Source organism: Flavobacterium wongokense (genome assembly GCF_021608265.1).
In the GTDB taxonomy this organism is placed as follows: domain Bacteria; phylum Bacteroidota; class Bacteroidia; order Flavobacteriales; family Flavobacteriaceae; genus Flavobacterium; species Flavobacterium wongokense.
On sequence record NZ_JAKIHP010000003.1, the window covers coordinates 228,297 to 244,713 of the forward strand.

Genomic DNA, 16,417 nt, shown 5'->3' on the forward strand with positions numbered 1-16,417 from the left:
GTAGTAAAAATAACTATTTTTCCGGTTTCCAATATATTTTTGCCTCGTTTAATTTGAGGTATTCATTGTATTCTTCTAAAGTCAGCGCATTTCGGTTGGCAACCAATTTGGGCACAGCCACAAACAAATCCCAAATTGCCAAAACCAAAGGCTTTGCCACCTTGAAATTGCCTTTGAAAATCTTATTCCGGAATTGCATCCAAAGCGAATACGCCATTTTTCTTGGGATTTTTCTCCACGGAAAAAACATAAAAAAGGTATACCAATCGGCACGGATTGCTCTTCGGTAACGGAAAGCAATATTGCTGGCTGATTTTGCCCTTTCGCCCATATCAACACGGTGTTGAACCAATAATTGGGGAACATAATGCACTTCCCATTTCTTTTTGAACAGCTGGAGCGAGGCAAAATTCTCTTCGCCATAAAACTCAAACCATTCGGGATAATTGGGAATATCGCGCCAGGCTTTCATACGCCAGATATGGCCACAGCCAATGTAGCTTTTTACGGTTTGTATCGTTTCGGAACTATTGGTGTTTTCAATTGTGTCCTTTCCCCAGAAAATCCGTGCTGCAATCAAACCGCTATTAGGATTGCTTTGAAAATAATCTGTTATGATTTCAATAGGTTTTTCAGTCAGGAAATGCGCGTCATCGTCTAAGGATATGGCAAAATCTGCCTTTGTTTCATTGAGCATTTTGTTCCTGCAATAGATATAACCTTTCGATTTTTCATTCCTAAGTAAAATGACTTCAGGGAAATTCTGCTTTATTTTTTCGGAAGTATCATCAGTAGAACCATCATCAAACACCACACAATTAACATCCGGACTTAGTAAATGCTCTATTTTATGAAGTGTCAGCAATACATCTTCACAACGGTTTTTGGTAGAAATAAGGAAACTGAATTTTACCTGTTCCATAAAAACTTGATAAAAAACCTTCCCATTAAAGCCCGGATAAAAATCACAATTTTACTCTGTTTGTTTTTCATCACAATACCGTCAAAAAAGGATTTTTCAATTTTTTCCTTTGGAGCATAATCGTGATGTTGAACAACGCTGTCTATTTTGTTCCCAATATGGTATGCATGCGTTTTCAAAGTCGACAGTCGCATTAATCCATTGGCTTCAGCCAACGAATCAATAAAATATTCTTCGTAGGAGTTTTTGAATTTTAAATCGGGGAAACTATAGCAGTTCCTGAATTGTTCTGTCCTGTAGGTTGAAACCACGTGATAAGCGCCAACTACGGCTGTATAATCCTTATTTTGCAGGACGAGCTGCTTTTCACGCCAATTGTATTGGGTTTTGCGCTCTACAAGATTTGGAAGGTTTGTGCCCTGAAGATATAAATCGATGTCTTCGTCGGCGACGTATTTTCCGTATTTGATTTTGCCTTTGAGCGTATTGAATCCGAAAATATTATGATTGAAATAAAAAGTCAGGTAGGGCAATGGCATCGGGCTCACCACTCCGGCCAACGGAAACTGCTTGAAAGTCTCAAAAACCGCCTTTTCCCAACCATTATAAAATAAAATATCGGCGTCGGTGATGGTTACGAATGGTTCAAAAACACCGCGGACTTCATTCAGGACAGCATATACTTTTCCTTTATTTTCGTTATAAATAACATGCTTATCAATCAAGTGGATGTATTTATCAATAACCGCATTGATTCTTGCAGAAGAATTGTTGTTGATTAAAGTAATGTTGGTCGTTTCGGTGTTGATGGTTTGGGTTAACGTCTGTAGGCATTTGTCCAAAACCGAATCCATTTCGCGGTAAAAATCCTCATCACTGTCGGGAATATAAAACACAACCAACACGCGGTGTGGTTTCAGTATATTTTTTTCTTCCTTATTTTTTTCAGGATTATTGCCTTCTCTCATTACTTTTTTAAACTTTTATAAATGAACGAAAAAGTTCTTGAAAAATCTAATTTTCCCAAATGCAGCAGCATGACTTTTACTCCAAACTTAAACTGTTTGCGGTTGTTGAGCGCCATTCTTTCGATTCTGTCGACAACAACTTCACGTTCTTCTTTTGAGAATTTATCCAGGTTTTTAATAAGATAATCTGCAAAGGCAGCATCGGCTTTAGCCTTTTGTTTAATGAATGAACTGGAACCGGAAATACTGTTTTGCGAAACCCTAACCTGCACAATGGCATCATTAATAGAAAAAACTTCCCTAAAATCAGACAGTTCCAAAACCAACGCAATATCAGAATGCCACGCAACTGGAAAATCGATGATTCCTTTTTGCTGCAGCAGTTTTTTATTGAAAATGTATTCGCTTAGGGAGCTCCGTGACCATTCGGTGTAGAGCCTTGTCAGGAATGAAGCCGATTTTTCGATTTCGGGATGCGAATAAATATCTGAAATTATCCTCGAGTCATTGTCTATTTTCTGGGTTGCAAACCGAACGACATTGCAGCTATTCTTGTTTATCGTTTCAATCGAATCATAAAAAGCCTTCACTACGTTTTCGCCTAACACATCATCATCGCCCAATATCATTACCCAATCCTCATTTTCGGTCATTTGGAGGCAGCGTTCCCATTGTTTTGTCAGCGAAGTCGCGCCAAGGTTTTGTTCGAATCTTTTGTATTTTAAATTGAGTTTGTCAAATTTGGATAAAACCGTCGAAGGGCTTTCCGGACTGGCATCATCGCCAACATAAATATTAAAATCAGCATTGGTTTGATTGCTTAACGATTGAAGGGTTTCCTCAAAATAAGCCAGTTTATAATACGGAATTACGATTGCCAGCTTCATTATTTTTTGGTAAGCTTTTTAAGGATTCTCAAAGGTTTGTTGTAGTTGTTTTTAAGGCCTTTAGCGATTCGCATCCATTGGTTTTTGGTAACAAAAAAGATTTTCTTTTCGCCTTTCAAATACTTTTCCAAAGTATAAGCGGAACGATTTAACCGCTGCTGAAAGATTTCCCTGATTGCATCATTCTTTGAAACGGCAACCAACATGGTGAAAAGCCTGAGGTTATTTTGGATTTTTTTGAGCATTTGGGCACCGGAATAAACTCCGATTCCAAAGCGATAGACACACATTTTGTCTTCGTTATAATTGATTTTTCCGTGCTCCGCGAGCATCATGTACAGAAAATAATCAACTATGGGCGATTGTTCAAATTCAGATGGAAATTCCTTAATGATGTTTTTGAAAACCACTGAAGGCGTGTGGATGTAATTCCCGCGTTCGGCTAAAGTTTTGATTCCTTCATAGCCTTCAGGAACGTTTGTCAAAAAATCTTCAACAAATTCGCCATCCGTTTTTAGGACCGAAACTTTGTGGAAACTCAAAACATAATCGGGATTGGATTCCAAAAAATCAAGCTGTTTCTGAAGTTTGCCCGAATCCGTCCAATAGTCATCGCCTTCACACATCGCAATGTATTTTCCATGGCATTCCTGAATGGTAGCACTCCAGTTTTTGGCCATTCCGAGGTTTTTATCCCTTGGCAGAAGCCTGATTTTATCAGGATATTTATCGGCATATTCCTGGCAGATTTTAAAGGTATTATCAGTAGAGCAATCGTCGCCAATTACGATTTCGTAATCATAATCGAGAATCTGACTGACTGCTCCTTCAAGACAATCCTTGATATAATCCTGTTGGTTGTAAGTAATGATGCAGGCTGAGATTTTAACCTCTTTCATCATTTTCAGGTTTTAACTGGATTCCAACATAAATTTTCTTTCCGGTTTTTTCATCAATAAAATAAGCATTGCTGTAGCTTCCGTGAGTTAAAGCCCTTAATTTATCAATCACTTTTCCAACCGTAGTTTCTTCGCTTAAATCTAAATGAAGCAATTGGTTAAAATCCTTTTTAAGGTACAGATTGCTTTCCGATTCTGGAGCAAAAGCATTGTAATTATTTTCGAGAATTGATTCCAAATGCTCTTCCAAGAGTTCAATTTCCTTAGCAATGACTTTGTTGTATAAACTTTCTGAAGTGTCGTAAACTTCCTTATCTACAAAAGCTCTTGCGATGATATGGCCGTTATCGAGTTCTTTATCTATTTCGTGGATTGTTGCCCCGATTTGGTAATCGTTGATGATGGCAAAAACCTGTGGATACCAACCACGGTTGATTGGGTTATAACCCGGATGCACATTGATGCATTTTACTTTCTCAACTAAATCTGCCGGGAAAATCTGTTTGCAGTGGATTGAAAAAACCAAGTCGTAGTTGGCAATGATTTCGTCAATTGCATTTTGATCTTTCAGGTTGTAAACCTTTACCTCAACCTTGTCCGAAACCATAAAACTGTCTTTATTGGTAAACGGGCTTGTCGAAAAAGTAAATTTCGTTGTGCTGATTTTTTTCTTTTCAATCAGTGAGAAGAACTGTTGGCACAAAGGCAGGTTATCCGAAATGATCAGTGCGTTTTTAAACATCGTTTAACTATTTGCAATTATTTGTGAATCAATGGTTCCTCCTTTTAAGACAAAAACAAGTTCAACCAGCCACAAAACTTTTGGATGATAAGGCCTGTTTAAATCGGTGATTTCAAAAAGACGATAGCCTTTTGAATCCATATAATTGATGATTTTGAGAAAGCTGTTATCAAATGATTTATTAACAACTCCGGCTTCAACCATAAATATTTCGGTTTTGCCAAAATAATTGGATGTGCCATTCAATACCTGAATGTCCAAACCTTCAGCGTCAATTTTAATAATATCCGGTATAGGAAGATTGGTTTCCGATAATAACATATTCAATGTCACCACAGGAAGCGTAAGCTGTTTGAATCCTTTTGCCTTAGCCTCTTCTTCGGTGTATTTAAAGGAGCAGCTGTCATCGCGGTCGTGAATGGTGAACTGAAAACTGCCTTCGGTTTCACCAGCGCCAAATGCATGGAAAGTTACTTTTTTGTTGCTTTCCAAAATATCCATCATCGAATCCTTTAACCAATATTGAGGTTCAACAAGTGAATAATAAGCATTCGGAAAATAATGAAGCGCTTCCCTTGTCCAGGTTCCGTGATTGGCACCGACATCGACGATGTGTTTTGGTTCAAATTGGAATGCTTTCAAAGTCTGATAGAAATTGAAAAGTAGGTAATCCTTGTCATTCGTACTCGTCGATTTTTTGGCAATGGTCAGTCCAAATTTTGAAAGTATTTTTTTTATGATTTTTTTCATCTTCTTAATTTATGCAATAGACCAATCGAAAATTGGTTTGATGAATCCTGGTTCTTTGCCCATCCACATTCCGATGGCTCGTTCCCCTTCCTGAACGTTGAACGCCAGGATATCTTTTTCTACGAATATCGTTTTTTTGGAATCTTCAATTACGTATAATGCCAAGTAATAGGAACCAATATTCAGGAATCCTTTTGGCAGTCGGCATTTTATTTTGTTGAGTCCGTGTTTTAATTTTAATCCGCCGTGAACATGGGAAAACGTAAACAAAGGCTCGCCTACTTCATTGCTCAAAACAAAAGTCACATGAAGGTTTCGGCTGCTATCCTTTAAGGTAAAATCGCAGTTGATTTCGATTTCCTGGTATTCGTCCAAAATTTCGTTTGAGGTCTTTCCAACTGGATTGACTTCAATCTGATGGATTGCAAATTCGGGTTTGTCGTGTTGGCTCGAGAAGGTTCTTTTATTCTGTGTTTCAGTATCGCCAGTCAGGTAATAACTCACCACATTTTCAACATCACCCATTTTTTTGATTAAACCATTTTCAAGTACGATTCCTTTATTGCAAAGGCTTTTTACGGCCGCCATATTGTGGCTTACAAACAAAACAGTCCTTCCCTGACCTTTACTGATTTCACCCATTTTGCCAAGGCATTTTTTCTGGAATTCGGCATCACCAACGGCAAGGACTTCGTCCACGATCAGGATTTCACTTTCAAGATGCGCTGCAACGGCAAAAGCCAAACGCACATACATTCCGGATGAATATCTTTTTACAGGTGTATCGACATATCGTTCAACTCCCGAAAAATCAATGATTTCATCCAATTTTCGGGTGATTTCCTTTTTACGCATTCCTAGGATGGCGCCATTCAGGTAGATATTTTCCCTTCCTGACAATTCGGGATGGAAACCGGTTCCGACTTCAAGTAAACTTGCAATCCTGCCTTTTACCTTTATTTCGCCGGTTGTTGGGCTTGTAACGCGGGATAATAATTTTAATAAGGTACTTTTTCCTGCTCCGTTTTTACCAATGATTCCAACCGCTTCGCCCTGATTAATCTCGAAATTGATATCGCGTAAGGACCAAACAATATCGCTGTCGCCTTTGGTACTTCGGTCGTTGGTTTCCCCTATTTTAAGGAACGGATCATCTTTGCCTAGGACTTTGGTAATCCAAAAACGCTCGATGTCACGGGAAATGGTTCCGGTTCCGATTTGCCCAATCTGATACGCTTTTGACAAATTCTCAACATGTATGATTGGCTTACTCATTAGATGGTATCGACAAAGTTTTTCTCGGTTTTATTAAATATGATGATTCCTAAAAACAGGATTATAACAGTAAATATGGCGGAATATCCAATGCTCCACAGCGTGAATTCCCCTTTTCCAAGAAATGCATAACGGAAGCCTTCAATGATTCCCGTCATCGGATTTTTGTCGACTATCCAACCGTATCCTTTTTCTTCAGCATAACTGAGCGGATAAATTACGGTTGTACCATACATCAACAATTGTACTCCAAAGGTCACCAAAAAGGTTAAATCCCTATATTTTGTAGTCATTGCTGTGATTATCAATCCGAATCCCAATCCAAGAAATGCCATCAACATTACCAAAACCGGAAATAAAAGCAATCCGGCAGTAATCTCAAAACTGGTTCCCGGAATTGGAAAGAAATAGAAATAAACCATCGTGCAGACCATCAGCAAAAGCTGGACTCCGAAACGTACCAGATTACTCACTACGATGCTCAAAGGCATGATCAGCCTTGGAAAATATACCTTTCCAAAAATATTGGCGTTGTCCCTAAAAACCGTACTGGTTTTGGTTAAACAATCGGAGAAGTAATTCCACGCGGTTATTCCCGATAAATAGAACAGATATTGTGGCAAACCATCGGTACTGATTCCGGCCAGGTTTCCAAAAACGAAAGTGAAAACTATGGTTGTGAAAATCGGTTGGATGAAGAACCATAAAGGCCCTAAAATGGTTTGTTTGTAGAAACTTACAAAATCCCTCTTTACAAACAGGAATAGTAAATCCCTGTAGTGCCAAAGGTCCTTAAATTTTACATCAAAAAGCGAACTATGTCCTTTAATGACTAAATCCCAGTTTTGAGACTGACTACTATTATCCATTAGTGCTTATTGATTTTTGGTTTGGTTTTAACTGCCTGCAAATATATAAATTACACAAGGTGCACAAAAAGAATTGAATTGATTTATTCAGCAAACTGTTAACATTTGGATAAAATGCTTTTATTTGAGTAATTTTGTATACTAAATCCATTATTTTGATACACTTCTTTAGACAAAATAAGCCAATTCTAAGAGATACGATTCCAGATAATTTTATTGATATCCATTCTCATTTATTGCCTGGAATTGACGATGGTGCTGCTACAATTGAAGATACCACGACGCTTATTACTTCTCTGGAGGAAATTGGGTTTAAAAAGTTTATTACTACACCTCATATCATGGGTGATGTCTGGAAAAATACCCGCGAAGGAATTAATGAAAAACTTTCTGCAACCGTTTCAGATTTAACCATTCCCCAAATTGACACTCGTCTGAAGGCTGCTGCCGAATACATGATTGATGCCGAATTCTGGGAGCTTTTTAAAAGGGAAAAACTTTTGTGCTTAAAGGACAATTATGTATTGGTTGAAATATCCTATCTGCATCCGCCAATCCAATTGTATGACATTATTTTCGAGCTTCAGGTTGCAGGTTATCAACCGGTGTTGGCGCATCCTGAGCGTTACAATTTTTATCATGAAACTTCTTTGGGCCACTACAAAAAACTCAAAAAAGCTGGCTGCCTTTTTCAGCTCAACATGCTTTCTTCGACGGGTTATTATGGAGAAAGGGTTGCCAAAACTGCCGATCTGTTATTAAAAGCCGGGCTAATTGATTTTATTGGTTCCGACGTTCACCATGCCCGTCATTTAGAATACATGAATAAAAAAATTGTCTTGAAAAATCACGAATACATGACACCTATTTTTCAAAACAATTCTTTTTTCAAATTTTAATTCCCTTTTTTATTTTTTAAAGAAAGATTTTATCTTTTGTACGATTGATTTTTTTGTGCCCATATCAGCATCATAACCATAACCGTATCCATAAGCATAATTGTACTTATAGTTGTAGCCGTACGTTCCGTAACCTTTGTAGTTTGCTCCTACATTGTTAATCACATAAGCCATATTCCTTAGTTTTCCTTTGTCACTTAAGTTTACAGAGAATTCCAAGATTTTCTTAGGCGTATAATCGGCTCTTACAACATATAAGGTTGTGTCAACCAAGTGCGAAATCACAAGCGTATCAGTTACCAATAATGTTGGCGGCGTGTCAATGATAATGAAATCGTATTCTTTTTTGGCCTCAGCGATTAGTTTTTCCAAACGTCCGTTAGACAATAACTCCGCCGGATTTGGTGGAATTGTTCCCGAAAGGATAATGTCCAAATTATTGTTATCCAGATAGTTTTTATTAACTGTATTGTGCCAGTCTACTGAAACATCATGCAGATAGTCCTGAAGTCCCTGTTGGTTTTTCTTGGTATTCAGATAATTGTGCAATTGTGGATTCCTCATATCCGCACCAATTAGCAATACTTTTTTGTTCATTATCGAAAATGAAATCGACAGGTTCAAGGCTGTAAATGTTTTTCCTTCCCCTTTAATAGTTGAAGTAATCATGATTGTCTGTGCAATCTGTTCTTTCTGGAGTGGGAAAATGTATGTTAAGTTCGTCCTCAATATCCTGAAAGATTCACCCAGGATTGATCGGTCGTTTGTACCTGTCAATCGGTTTTCACCAGTGATATGCGGCACTTCGGAAAGGATTATTTTGTTTCTGGTTAATTTTAAAATATCTTCTTTCGTATGCAGTTTATCATCCAATAGGAATCCAACATATAAAATTGAGAATGGAATCAACAAACCAATCAATATTGCAGCAAGGTAATACGTTCCTTTTTTAGGTGCAACCGGACTTGAACTGGTCATGGCATAATCCACAATTTTGATGGATGAGGAAGCAATGGCTACGTTGATTGCAGCTTCTTCCCTTTTTTGCAACAGCAATAAATACAAGGTTTCCTTGATGTTCTGCTGTCTTTCGATTCCCCTTAAAACTTTCTCATTATTCGGGATTGCCCTAAACTTGCTGCTTGAAGTATTCTTGATATAATCATTTTTGGATAACGATACTTCGAGTTCTTTCTGATATGCTTTTATCGATGCAATTATATTGATTTTCAGGTTGGATAACTTATTGTTCAGTGCAACGATTATAGGGTTTTTAGACAAACCGCTAACGCCTTGTCTTTCGCGTTCTAAAACAACAGCATTGTATTCAGAAATGTACTGGTTGATTCCATTGTTGGTTAAACCGATATTTGCCGGCAATAATTCTAGGTTTTTATCGGTCTTAACTGTTTGCTCCAAAACTTTTGACAGCGCTATTTGCGTTTCCACCTGGAACACATCATTCGTAGCATCTACTTTTCCTTTGGTCGCCGTTACCGCATCTTCGGTAATGTAAGTCAGCTCATTGTTGCGTTTGTAATTGGCTTTGTTGGTTTCTACAGAATCCAACTGCCTTTCGATAGATTTGAACCTATCGTTAACGAAATCAATCGTTCTTTGTGATACCAATCTGCGGTCATTCAAACCGTCAATATCGAACTGCTTGATGATTTCATTTAGGATTACTTCGGATTTATCCCTGTTGGCACCATTTAATGAAAGTATAAGGATGTCTGAATTTTTGTTGCTGTTGGTTACACTAAGGCTGTTTGCCAAACCTGTAGCTACAGATCGCACTGAAGCATGGACAATCTGGAATTTTCTACCATTTATAGCATCAAGATTGGTTCCAACCTGTAATAACAGCTTATATGGAATTCCATTGATGTATTGTACAGAATTGAACTTATGTACGCTTGAAGAAGAACCCGAAGAAGAGCTAACTACCTTATAGCCTTTGTTGGCAATCTCAATTTCAAATGAAATGGACTTGTCATCCATCTCTGCTGAGTTATCGAGCCATTCAATCGTGAAAGGCCTCTTTTTCCAGATTTCAACATTATTCAGGTAACCAACATTATAGTATTGGTTATTAAGGTTCAGGCTTTTGCAAACCTGTTCCATAATACGATAGGATTTGATAACCTCAATTTCATTATCAAGGTTTACCTTATTTTTCCCAAACAATGCAACAGGGCTGTTTGGCAGGATGATGCTGTTCTTGGAATCGTCTATGATTTTGACTTTTGCCTTTGACTCGTAAACGGGAACAGTGTGGTTTAGGTAATATTTGATAACAAAAAAACAAACCAGTGCCGAAATCAGGAAATAATGCCAGTAGCGTACGTAAAGAAAAAACTGTTCTAAAAAGTCGAAATTATTATGCTTTTCCTGCAGTTCAAGTTGTGAATTTTCCATCAAAAATTATTTTTTAAACAATAAAACCAGCGTTGCCGCAAAAGACAAAATCCCGACAATGCTTCCGATATTACTCAAATACCCCGAAGACATTACCTTCGCTCCATTAGGATTAACGACGATTACGTCATTTTGTTTTACGTAGTAATAAGGGCTGTTGAACCAATCAGACGAAGTCAGGTCAAGTTTGACATAAGTCCGTGTTCCGTTATTCTCCCTAATCAGTAAAACATCTTTCCTTTTCCCGAAAATGGTCAAATCTCCTGCATATCCAATAGCTTGGTTCAATGAAATATTTTGCTCCTCGAAACTATAGGTTCCTGGGTTTTTTACTTCTCCCAAAACCGTCACCTTACTGTTAATCACCCTGACATTTACATTGGCGTCTTTGATATAACCATTGTCGTTTAGCATCCCAACCAACATCTTTTGCAGGTCGTTTGTGGTTTTACCGGCAACTTTCAATGTCCCAAGTATAGGAAAAACGATAGTTCCGTCCTGAGACACCAAATATCCCTGAACCTTAAACGTATCCAAATTGATAGAGGTTGAAGCATTAATATCCAGGTTGAATGGCTTAGCCGAATCCTGTATCAGGGCATCCACTTTTATATATAAAATGTCATTAATCTGAATTTCATTTGGCACATAATTGATAGAGGTTTGAGAACTATTTTGGATGTCCTGATAGTATATAAGGTCTTTTTTGTCAGCACACGAGCCAAGGAAAATGAGAACCGCTAAGGAAAAGAGTATTTTTTTAAACATTATATTTCTGTGGTTAATTTAAAATTTTACTAGTGGGCAAATCTACAATTATTTTTTAGGTTTTCCGGATTTAAATTGATGATTCAAAACAGCTTATTAATCAATATCTAAAGTTTGATATTCAGAATTCATGCTTTTGAATTCAGGCACAATCTTCTTCATTTGGGCTACCACTTCAAGGCTTGAATATTTTTTGGTGATGGTCACCAATTCGGCAATGGATTCCTTTACTTCTTCAAAATCATCCCAGCTGTCCTGAGCAATCATGATTTGGTTGTTGTGTGTTGGCAACGTTTTCGAAGCATCGTTGAGCAATTCTTCAAACAATTTTTCTCCAGGCCTCAAACCAATAATCTTGATATTGATATCCTTGTCGGGAATAAATCCGGCAAGGCGAATCATTTTTTTTGCCAAATCAATAATCTTAACAGGTTCACCCATATCGAAAATATAAATTTCGCCTCCATTACCCATTGCTCCGGCTTCTAGTACCAATTGACAGGCTTCAGGAATGGTCATGAAATATCGGATAATCTCGGGATGCGTAATGGTAATTGGTCCACCTTCCTGAATCTGCTTCGTAAACAAAGGAACTATCGAACCATTCGAACCCAGAACGTTTCCGAAACGTGTGGTAATGAATTTGGTTGCGTTTTTCTTGTTGGAGTTTACCAAATGATAATTCAGCGACTGTACATATTTTTCGGCAATTCGCTTGCTTGCTCCCATGACGCTGCTTGGGTTTACAGCCTTATCTGTAGAAACCATTACAAATTTTTCGACCAAATATTTCTTGGATAAATCTGCAAGGTTTTTGGTTCCGATTACATTGGTAAAAATAGCCTGTGACGGATTTTCTTCCATCAATGGTACATGTTTATAGGCAGCCGCATGATAAACAAAATCGGGTTTGTATTTTTCAAAAACCATTTCAAGTGCCGAAAGATCCTTGATGTCAGCCAAAACTGTCCTGATTTTGACCTTGTTTGAAATCTCAGAAATTTCAAGTTGCAGACTGTGCAGAGGCGATTCTGCCTGATCGAGGATAATGATTTTATACGGGCTGAAATTAATGATCTGCCTAACGATTTCACTTCCTATCGAACCAGCACCTCCGGTAATCATAATCGTTTTGCCTTTAATCTGGTCGGAAATCTTATTGTTATCGAGCACAATTGGCTTTCTTTCCAGTAAGTCCTCGATAGCAAAATTCTTTAACTGATTGGAGATTTGGTTTTGGTCTTCCCAGTCGGTAATCAACGGAACGGTGAAAACCTTAAAATTGTATTCAAGGCATTCTTCAACCAAAGCCCTTGTTTCTTCTTTAGTCAAACTTTTTTCAGCAATAATCAGTGCTTCGGCATTTACCGATTTCAAAATCACATGTATGCCTTTCCTCTGATTGATTATGGGCAAGTTAAGGATACTCTTATTGGTTTTTGCCTGTTCAAATTTATTGACGAATGCTACCACATTGAATCGGGCTGGTTTCTCAGTTTTTAATGCATTCGCTACCGAAATCGCATTCGCATCGGCACCATAAATCACCGCTTTTGTCAATTGATTGGTGTCGGCAACCTGAAGATAGGTTTCAAATACATTCTTGACCAAAATCCTGAAAAGGAATAATAGCAAAAACGAAATTACATAGGTGATGAACAAGCCCGTTGACAGGAAGAACCTTTCATGCAGGATGATCTGCAAACTGTAATTAAAGACCATCAAAGTCAGGTAAGCCGCAGTTGTAGCAACCAAGAGCTTAACACCGTCAATAAAAGTGGAGTGCCTTATGATTCCGCTGTAAGTCCTGAAAAATATAAATGAGAAAGCATTGATAAGCACCACAAAACCATATTGAAAATAAGGATTAAGTGTAGGATACAGCTTTACATTCAAGCTATAAACCATAATCTGGGTGATGACACAAGCCACCAAAACGATAAACACGTCAATTGCAAAGATGATCCATCTTGGCAGATAACCTATATTTTGAAATCGTTTGGTTGAGATAATTTTTCTCAGGAATGTAAAGACAACATCATGCATACTAAAAACCCAATTTCTACAAATTTATGTTAAAAAATGTTAAAAAAATTGCTTAGCGCATCAGAAATTCTCTTTTTGTCACTTTCGGTCATGTTAGAACCTGACGGCAAGCACAATCCATTTTCAAAAAGTTGTTGACAAACTTCACCACCATAATAAGGGTATTTTTCAAATATGGGCTGCAAATGCATTGGTTTCCACAAAGGCCTGCATTCAATATTTTCTTTCTCCAAAGCCAGTCTCAAATCGGTGCTTGTCTTCCCTAAAGCATTGGAATCAATGACAATGCAGCTCAACCAATGGTTTGAAAAATAATCCGAATTGGGTTCAGTAAACACTGTAACTTCTTTTACATCCTTAAAAAAATCGACATAAAAATCATGCATACCGCGTCTCAGATTGATATGCTTTTCAAGGACTTCCATCTGGCCTCTTCCAATTCCGGCGCAAATATTACTCAGTCTATAGTTATAGCCAATTTCTGAATGTTGATAATGAGGAGCCGCATCTCGTGCCTGAGTTGCCAGGAAAACTGTTTTCTCTTTTACTGCTTTTGAATGCGAAACCAAAGCACCGCCACCTGAAGTGGTGATGATTTTATTCCCATTGAATGACAAAGCGGCAATATCTCCAAATGTCCCACAGTTCCTGCCTTTGTAAGTACTTCCTAAAGCTTCGGCGCTGTCTTCGAGAATCGGGATTTGATATTTATCGGCCACAGCCTTAATTTCATTAGCCTTAAAAGGCATACCGTATAAATGAACCGGAACAATGGCTTTTGGTTTTTTGCCTTTTGAAATCCTATCCTTTATCGCTTCTTCTAAATCAGTTGGCGACATATTCCAGGTTTCAGGTTCGCTGTCTACAAAGACCGGAGTTGCTCCAAGATACAATATCGGATTGCATGATGCCGAAAAGGTAAAACTCTGGCAGATTACTTCATCGCCAGCTTCAACTCCCAACAAAACCAAGCCCAAATGAAGGGCTGCCGTTCCCGAGCTCAATGCGGCTATGTGTACATCATCTTTTAGAAATTGTTCCAAATCCTTTTCAAAACCGGTAACATTTGGACCCAAAGGTGCAACCCAATTGGTATCAAAAGCTTCTTTGATGTAGTGCTGTTCATTGCCTCCCATGTGTGGTGAGGAAAGCCAAATTTTTGTGTTGTTCATTTCTTAACCTTTAAAAATGGTTTTAAATATAATTTTGATGTCTGATAATAGACTCTGATTGTAATAATAATCGAGGTTCATTTTTACCTTATCCGGAAAAATTATCGTGTCATTGTAATGTAAGGCATCTTGCTGTTGTTCCAAGATTTCCTCTTCGTTATAATATTTTATCGAAGCTTCGCTGGTGATTCCGGGCTTTAAATCCAATACTTTCCTGTTTTCTCCTTCAAGCCTGTCATAGTAACCTTCAATATCGGGTCGTGGCCCAACGATGCTCATGTCTCCTTTCAAAACATTCAAAAACTGAGGCAGTTCATCCAATTTATATTTCCTGAAAAAGTTTCCAACTTTAGTAATATTATCTGTTTTTGGATGCATCGTTTTCAGTTTGTAAATGGTAAACAGCTTTCCATATTGCCCAACTCTTTTTTGAAAAAACAGCCCGTCGGATTGCGTGTCTATCATCAAAATCAACCATGAAACGATGATAATTGGTAACAATACAATCAATGCAATCAGTGAAACAATAATATCAAAAACTCTCTTTACGATGGCTTTCATTTGATGCTTTTTGCCGGAATGCCAACCATTACATCGGCATCTGAAACATTTGAAACCACCATTGCCTGTCCGCCAATTGTCGCATTGTCTCCAATGGTGATTCCCTGAACCGTTGAAGCGCCAATTCCCATTTCTACACAACTTCCAATTGAAGTATTTCCGCCCAGGTTCACGCCCGGAGCTAGTGATGAAAATGAATTTATGGAACAGTTGTGCCCCAAACTGCAGTTCATATTGATCACAACGAAATCTTCAATCACAGTTTCATAATTGATGGTTGTTCCCGGATAAATGATACAGCCTTTCCCAAAAGTTACCGCTTCTGAAACCCAGGCAGCTTTCGCAATGAAATTTGGGAAATCAAAGGAAAGGTTTTGGTATTTGTCAAATAATTTCTTTTTGATATTTGGAAAAGCAATTCCCCAGACAATCGCAATGCCTTTTCCTGAAAACTCCTGTAGTTTTTCAACAGGACCTAAGACCTGGAAACCTGCAATAACTGTATTGTGCTTTGAGATATCATCATCCAGGAAGCCAATTATTTCAAAGGATTCTGAAAACTGATTGATATTATAAGCGATGAATTTGCCAACGCTTCCGGCACCAATTATGAGTAATTTTTGCGTCATAGCTTCTTAATTATTTCCATTGAAAGGCTGCATTGGCCTGTCTAAAGTTTGGTTAACTCCTTCGGTTTTTACAACTTTTATAAAAGTCAGCCACAGGATTTTTATATCCAGCAAAAGCGAAAGATGGTCCACATAGTAAATGTCAAAATCAAATTTTTGTTTCCAACTGATGGAATTCCTTCCGTTGACCTGTGCCCAGCCTGTAATTCCTGGACGTACATTATGGCGTCGCAACTGCTCTTCTGAATACAGTGGAATGTATTTAAACAACAGCGGTCGCGGTCCAATCAGGCTCATATCGCCTTTCAAAACGTTGATTAATTGTGGCAATTCATCTATTGACAGCCTTCTTATGATTTTTCCGGCTTTGGTTATCCTTTGATTGTCGGGCAATAATTTTCCGTCAGCATCTTTTTCATCCGTCATAGTTTTCAGCTTGATAATCCTGAATGCTTTTTGGTTCAAACCCGGTCGTTCCTGAAAGAAAAATATCGAACCTTTATTCTGGAAACCTAGAATACAAAAAACAATAATGAGGATTGGCGAAGTAAGTATCAATACGATTATCGAAACCAAAATATCCAAAAACCTTTTCAAAAACAATCTATACAT

16 protein-coding genes are annotated in these 16,417 nt (G+C 37.9%); 1 reads left to right on the forward strand and 15 read right to left on the reverse strand.

Annotated elements, in window-relative coordinates; all coding sequences use genetic code 11:
* Positions 1 to 13: 13 nt before the first annotated feature.
* From L1S31_RS10325 to L1S31_RS10360, 8 genes are read right to left on the reverse strand one after another with little or no spacing between them, the layout of a single operon-like run.
* Positions 14 to 922, reverse strand: a complete 909-nt coding sequence (locus tag L1S31_RS10325) for a glycosyltransferase family 2 protein (protein ID WP_236464652.1) — start codon at positions 920 to 922, stop codon at positions 14 to 16.
* The gene (locus tag L1S31_RS10330; RefSeq protein WP_236464653.1) at positions 910 to 1,890 is read right to left on the reverse strand and encodes a glycosyltransferase; all 981 of its coding nucleotides are present in this window, start codon (positions 1,888 to 1,890) and stop codon (positions 910 to 912) included. The genes L1S31_RS10325 and L1S31_RS10330 overlap by 13 nt, the downstream gene beginning before the upstream one ends.
* A complete protein-coding gene (locus L1S31_RS10335; RefSeq protein ID WP_236464654.1) occupies positions 1,890 to 2,777 on the reverse strand; it encodes a glycosyltransferase family 2 protein in 888 nt (295 codons plus the stop codon). The genes L1S31_RS10330 and L1S31_RS10335 overlap by 1 nt, the downstream gene beginning before the upstream one ends.
* On the reverse strand, positions 2,777 to 3,679 hold the full coding sequence (locus tag L1S31_RS10340) for a glycosyltransferase family 2 protein (protein WP_236464655.1): 903 nt from the start codon (positions 3,677 to 3,679) through the stop codon (positions 2,777 to 2,779). The genes L1S31_RS10335 and L1S31_RS10340 overlap by 1 nt, the downstream gene beginning before the upstream one ends.
* On the reverse strand, positions 3,663 to 4,418 hold the full coding sequence (locus tag L1S31_RS10345) for a dTDP-4-amino-4,6-dideoxyglucose formyltransferase (RefSeq protein WP_236464656.1): 756 nt from the start codon (positions 4,416 to 4,418) through the stop codon (positions 3,663 to 3,665). Before L1S31_RS10345 ends, L1S31_RS10340 begins: the two co-directional genes overlap by 17 nt.
* Positions 4,419 to 4,421: 3 nt before the next feature.
* Positions 4,422 to 5,168, reverse strand: coding sequence for an FkbM family methyltransferase (locus L1S31_RS10350; RefSeq protein ID WP_236464657.1), 747 nt, complete (start codon positions 5,166 to 5,168; stop codon positions 4,422 to 4,424).
* A gap of 9 nt (positions 5,169 to 5,177) precedes the next feature.
* Positions 5,178 to 6,443, reverse strand: a complete 1,266-nt coding sequence (locus tag L1S31_RS10355) for an ABC transporter ATP-binding protein (RefSeq protein ID WP_236464658.1) — start codon at positions 6,441 to 6,443, stop codon at positions 5,178 to 5,180.
* Complete coding sequence (locus L1S31_RS10360; protein ID WP_236464659.1) at positions 6,443 to 7,312, reverse strand: ABC transporter permease; 870 nt, start codon at positions 7,310 to 7,312, stop codon at positions 6,443 to 6,445. Before L1S31_RS10360 ends, L1S31_RS10355 begins: the two co-directional genes overlap by 1 nt.
* A 155-nt stretch (positions 7,313 to 7,467) precedes the next feature.
* Between L1S31_RS10360 and L1S31_RS10365 the strand changes: the two genes are divergently transcribed.
* Complete coding sequence (locus tag L1S31_RS10365; RefSeq protein ID WP_236464660.1) at positions 7,468 to 8,211, forward strand: tyrosine-protein phosphatase; 744 nt, start codon at positions 7,468 to 7,470, stop codon at positions 8,209 to 8,211.
* 9 nt (positions 8,212 to 8,220) lie between these two features.
* Here L1S31_RS10365 and L1S31_RS10370 read toward each other — a convergent pair whose 3' ends face one another.
* The 7 genes from L1S31_RS10370 to L1S31_RS10400 form a co-directional block, all read right to left on the reverse strand.
* A complete protein-coding gene (locus tag L1S31_RS10370) occupies positions 8,221 to 10,629 on the reverse strand; it encodes a GumC family protein (protein WP_236464661.1) in 2,409 nt (802 codons plus the stop codon).
* Positions 10,630 to 10,635: 6 nt separating this feature from the next.
* Positions 10,636 to 11,397 (reverse strand): polysaccharide biosynthesis/export family protein, encoded by a 762-nt coding sequence (locus L1S31_RS10375; RefSeq protein WP_236464662.1) that lies wholly within the window; start codon positions 11,395 to 11,397, stop codon positions 10,636 to 10,638.
* Between the two features lie 96 nt (positions 11,398 to 11,493).
* Positions 11,494 to 13,443 (reverse strand): polysaccharide biosynthesis protein, encoded by a 1,950-nt coding sequence (locus L1S31_RS10380; protein WP_236464663.1) that lies wholly within the window; start codon positions 13,441 to 13,443, stop codon positions 11,494 to 11,496.
* 29 nt (positions 13,444 to 13,472) lie between these two features.
* The gene (locus tag L1S31_RS10385; protein ID WP_236464664.1) at positions 13,473 to 14,615 is read right to left on the reverse strand and encodes a DegT/DnrJ/EryC1/StrS family aminotransferase; all 1,143 of its coding nucleotides are present in this window, start codon (positions 14,613 to 14,615) and stop codon (positions 13,473 to 13,475) included.
* 3 nt (positions 14,616 to 14,618) lie between these two features.
* Positions 14,619 to 15,176: a sugar transferase gene (locus tag L1S31_RS10390; protein WP_236464665.1), complete on the reverse strand. Its 558-nt coding sequence runs from the start codon at positions 15,174 to 15,176 to the stop codon at positions 14,619 to 14,621.
* Positions 15,173 to 15,805, reverse strand: a complete 633-nt coding sequence (locus L1S31_RS10395; protein ID WP_236464666.1) for a NeuD/PglB/VioB family sugar acetyltransferase — start codon at positions 15,803 to 15,805, stop codon at positions 15,173 to 15,175. Before L1S31_RS10395 ends, L1S31_RS10390 begins: the two co-directional genes overlap by 4 nt.
* A 6-nt stretch (positions 15,806 to 15,811) precedes the next feature.
* Complete coding sequence (locus L1S31_RS10400; protein WP_236464667.1) at positions 15,812 to 16,417, reverse strand: sugar transferase; 606 nt, start codon at positions 16,415 to 16,417, stop codon at positions 15,812 to 15,814.

What these genes read in the sequence shown, in the direction of transcription:
- L1S31_RS10390 (WP_236464665.1), bottom strand. Translation starts at nt 15,176, where the DNA reads ATGAAAGCCATCGTAAAGAGAGTTTTTGATATTATTGTTTCACTGATT.
- L1S31_RS10330 (WP_236464653.1), bottom strand. Translation starts at nt 1,890, where the DNA reads ATGAGAGAAGGCAATAATCCTGAAAAAAATAAGGAAGAAAAAAATATA.
- L1S31_RS10385 (WP_236464664.1), bottom strand. Translation starts at nt 14,615, where the DNA reads ATGAACAACACAAAAATTTGGCTTTCCTCACCACACATGGGAGGCAAT.
- L1S31_RS10355 (WP_236464658.1), bottom strand. Translation starts at nt 6,443, where the DNA reads ATGAGTAAGCCAATCATACATGTTGAGAATTTGTCAAAAGCGTATCAG.
- L1S31_RS10400 (WP_236464667.1), bottom strand. Translation starts at nt 16,417, where the DNA reads ATGTATAGATTGTTTTTGAAAAGGTTTTTGGATATTTTGGTTTCGATA.
- L1S31_RS10345 (WP_236464656.1), bottom strand. Translation starts at nt 4,418, where the DNA reads ATGTTTAAAAACGCACTGATCATTTCGGATAACCTGCCTTTGTGCCAA.
- L1S31_RS10395 (WP_236464666.1), bottom strand. Translation starts at nt 15,805, where the DNA reads ATGACGCAAAAATTACTCATAATTGGTGCCGGAAGCGTTGGCAAATTC.
- L1S31_RS10380 (WP_236464663.1), bottom strand. Translation starts at nt 13,443, where the DNA reads ATGCATGATGTTGTCTTTACATTCCTGAGAAAAATTATCTCAACCAAA.
- L1S31_RS10370 (WP_236464661.1), bottom strand. Translation starts at nt 10,629, where the DNA reads ATGGAAAATTCACAACTTGAACTGCAGGAAAAGCATAATAATTTCGAC.
- L1S31_RS10360 (WP_236464659.1), bottom strand. Translation starts at nt 7,312, where the DNA reads ATGGATAATAGTAGTCAGTCTCAAAACTGGGATTTAGTCATTAAAGGA.
- L1S31_RS10350 (WP_236464657.1), bottom strand. Translation starts at nt 5,168, where the DNA reads ATGAAAAAAATCATAAAAAAAATACTTTCAAAATTTGGACTGACCATT.
- L1S31_RS10335 (WP_236464654.1), bottom strand. Translation starts at nt 2,777, where the DNA reads ATGAAGCTGGCAATCGTAATTCCGTATTATAAACTGGCTTATTTTGAG.
- L1S31_RS10325 (WP_236464652.1), bottom strand. Translation starts at nt 922, where the DNA reads ATGGAACAGGTAAAATTCAGTTTCCTTATTTCTACCAAAAACCGTTGT.
- L1S31_RS10340 (WP_236464655.1), bottom strand. Translation starts at nt 3,679, where the DNA reads ATGATGAAAGAGGTTAAAATCTCAGCCTGCATCATTACTTACAACCAA.
- L1S31_RS10375 (WP_236464662.1), bottom strand. Translation starts at nt 11,397, where the DNA reads ATGTTTAAAAAAATACTCTTTTCCTTAGCGGTTCTCATTTTCCTTGGC.